We start from the raw sequence: 2,807 nt of genomic DNA, 5'->3' as shown, positions 1-2,807 counted from the left end.
AGTTGGCCCATGCCGGCCTCGTCACCATCGAGCAGCAGGGCCGCAACCTCATCTATCGCGCCGACTTTTCCCAGATGAACGGACTGCTCGGCTACCTGACCGAGCACTGCTGCCAGGGCGGCGTGTGTGAGGTCACCGAATCCTCCCACTGCGACTGCTGATGCCATGACCACCGACACTACCTACAACGCACTGTTCATCTGCACGGGCAACTCGGCCCGTTCGATCCTCGCCGAAGGCATCCTCAACGAACTGGGCAAGGGACGCTTTCACGCGTACTCGGCTGGCAGCCACCCCAAGGGAGAGGTGCATCCGCTGGCACTCGCTACACTGGAGCGGCTGCACATGCCGACGGCAGGCTACCGCAGCAAGAGCTGGGACGAGTTCGTGGCACCAGGCGCTCCGGTATTCGATTTCATCTTCACCGTCTGCGACAACGCCGCCGGCGAGGCGTGCCCGCTCTGGCCAGGCAAGCCTGTATCGGCGCATTGGGGTGTGCCCGATCCCGCAGCGGTCGAAGGCTCGGAAGAGCAACAAATCAAGGCCTTCAAGGACGCCGCATTGACCCTGCGCCGCCGCATCGAGCTGTTCCTGTCGCTGCCGCTGCAGCGCCTGGACGCCATGTCCTTGCAGCGTGAACTGCGCGACATCGGCAAGCAGTGAGGCGCCCATGACCGCAGCGACTGAAACAGCCCGCTCCATGCCGGCCGCCCTGACCATGAGCGTGTTCGAGCGCTATCTGACGGTGTGGGTTTTCCTGTGCATCGTTGTCGGCATCGCGCTGGGCCAGTTCGCGCCCGGCATCTTCCAGGCCGTAGGGCGCATGGAGATCGCTCAGGTCAACCTGCCGGTGGGCCTGCTGATCTGGGTCATGATCATTCCGATGCTGCTCAAGGTGGACTTCGGTGCTCTGGGTCAGGTCAAGCAGCACTGGCGTGGCATCGGCGTCACGCTGTTCATCAATTGGGCGGTCAAGCCGTTCTCAATGGCGCTGCTGGCGTGGATCTTCATCCGCCACGTCTTCGCCGATGCGCTGCCCGCCGACCAGCTCGACAGCTATGTCGCCGGCCTGATCCTGCTGGCCGCCGCGCCCTGCACGGCCATGGTCTTCGTCTGGAGCCGGCTCACGGGCGGCGATCCGGTGTTCACGCTGTCCCAGGTGGCGCTGAACGACACAATCATGGTGTTCGCCTTTGCCCCCATCGTAGGCCTGCTGCTGGGCCTGTCGGCCATCACCGTGCCCTGGGATACGCTGCTGGTGTCGGTGGCGCTCTACATCGTCATCCCCGTCATCCTCGCGCAGGTCTGGCGTCGCGCCTTGCTGCGGCGAGGCCAGGCCGCGTTCGATCGCGCCCTGGAGCGCATCGGCCCACTGTCCATCGCGGCGCTGCTGCTCACGCTGGTGCTGTTGTTCGCCTTCCAAGGCCAGGCCATCCTGCAGCAGCCGCTGGTCATCGCCATGCTGGCCGTGCCGATCCTCATCCAGGTTTTCTTCAACTCCGGGCTGGCCTACTGGCTCAATCGCAAGGTGGGCGAGAAGCACAACATCGCCTGTCCCTCGGCACTGATTGGCGCGAGCAACTTCTTTGAGCTGGCAGTGGCCGCAGCCATCAGCCTGTTTGGTTTCCAGTCTGGCGCGGCGCTGGCAACCGTGGTCGGCGTGCTGATCGAAGTGCCCGTCATGCTGCTGGTCGTGCGTGTCGTCAACCGGTCTCGTGACTGGTACGAAGGCGACCAGAACCCATCAACCCGATAACCACGACACGCCCATGAGCACCATCACGATCTATCACAACCCCGCCTGCGGCACGTCGCGCAACACGCTCGGCCTGATCCGCAACAGCGGCGAAGAACCCTCGGTCATCGAGTACCTGAAGACGCCACCCGATCGCGCCACGCTGGTCAAGCTGCTGGCCGATGCGGGCCTGAGCGTGCGCGACGTGCTGCGCGAAAAAGGCACCCCCTATGCAGAACTCGGCCTGGACGATCCGAAATGGACGGATGACCAGTTGCTCGATTTCATCGCGCAACACCCCATCCTCATCAACCGACCCATTGTGGTCACGCCGCTGGGCACGCGACTGTGCCGGCCGTCGGAAGCAGTGCTGGACATCCTGCCGCAGCCGCAGCGCGGCGCGTTCAACAAGGAAGACGGCGAGCCGGTGATCGACGCGGAAGGCCGCCGTGTCTGAAGCGCGCCTTGATCTACCCAATATCGACACGACGCTGTTTCAAGAACCGGATGCGGCGCGGCTGCTGACGCCCGAACGCGCCAGCCATGCGCCGCGCTTTCTGCTGCTCTATGGCTCGTTGCGGGAGCGCTCGTACAGCCGCCTGGCCGCCGAGGAAGCGGCGCGCATCCTGCGCGCGCTCGGCGGCGAGACGCGGATGTTCAATCCCTCGGGCCTGCCGCTGGTGGACGATGCCCCGGGCGATCATCCCAAGGTCCAGGAACTGCATGCGCTCACACAATGGGCCGAAGGCATGGTGTGGTGCTCGCCCGAGCGCCACGGCGCGATGACCGGCCTCATGAAAACCCAGATCGACTGGATTCCGCTGTCGGTCGGCGCGGTGCGCCCGACTCAGGGCAAGACGCTGGCGGTGATGCAGGTCTCGGGCGGCTCGCAGTCCTTCAACGCCGTGAACCAGATGCGCGTGCTGGGGCGCTGGATGCGCATGCTGACCATCCCCAACCAGTCCTCGGTTGCCAAGGCATGGCAGGAATTCGACGACGCCGGGCGCATGAAGCCTTCGGCCTATTACGACCGCATCGTGGACGTGATGGAAGAGTTGATGAAGTTCACGCT

4 protein-coding genes and 1 pseudogene are annotated in these 2,807 nt (G+C 64.6%); all 5 read left to right on the top strand.

The window, feature by feature from the left end; all coding sequences use genetic code 11:
* Nucleotides 1-161: pseudogene (locus PHQ87_RS15695) on the top strand (transcriptional regulator); the annotation flags it as partial.
* Between the two features lie 4 nt (nucleotides 162-165).
* On the top strand, nucleotides 166-663 hold the full coding sequence (locus tag PHQ87_RS15690; RefSeq protein ID WP_300236453.1) for an arsenate reductase ArsC: 498 nt from the start codon (nucleotides 166-168) through the stop codon (nucleotides 661-663).
* A 7-nt stretch (nucleotides 664-670) separates the two neighbouring features.
* The gene (arsB, locus tag PHQ87_RS15685) at nucleotides 671-1,756 is read left to right on the top strand and encodes an ACR3 family arsenite efflux transporter (RefSeq protein WP_300236450.1); all 1,086 of its coding nucleotides are present in this window, start codon (nucleotides 671-673) and stop codon (nucleotides 1,754-1,756) included.
* Between the two features lie 13 nt (nucleotides 1,757-1,769).
* Complete coding sequence (arsC, locus tag PHQ87_RS15680; protein WP_300236447.1) at nucleotides 1,770-2,192, top strand: arsenate reductase (glutaredoxin); 423 nt, start codon at nucleotides 1,770-1,772, stop codon at nucleotides 2,190-2,192.
* On the top strand, nucleotides 2,185-2,807 hold a 623-nt coding region (gene arsH / locus PHQ87_RS15675; RefSeq protein WP_300236444.1), incomplete at its 3' end, for an arsenical resistance protein ArsH. The genes arsC and arsH, both read left to right, overlap by 8 nt.

It is taken from the genome of Hydrogenophaga sp. (assembly GCF_028698005.1).
Lineage (GTDB): Bacteria > Pseudomonadota > Gammaproteobacteria > Burkholderiales > Burkholderiaceae_C > Hydrogenophaga.
The sequence above is the reverse complement of the archived record's forward strand: the minus strand, read 5'-3'. Positions and strand labels throughout refer to the sequence as shown.

Excerpts from the sequence above, each read along its gene's own strand:
- PHQ87_RS15690 (WP_300236453.1), top strand. The coding sequence starts at position 166 with ATGACCACCGACACTACCTACAACGCACTGTTCATCTGCACGGGCAAC.
- arsB (WP_300236450.1), top strand. The coding sequence starts at position 671 with ATGACCGCAGCGACTGAAACAGCCCGCTCCATGCCGGCCGCCCTGACC.
- arsC (WP_300236447.1), top strand. The coding sequence starts at position 1,770 with ATGAGCACCATCACGATCTATCACAACCCCGCCTGCGGCACGTCGCGC.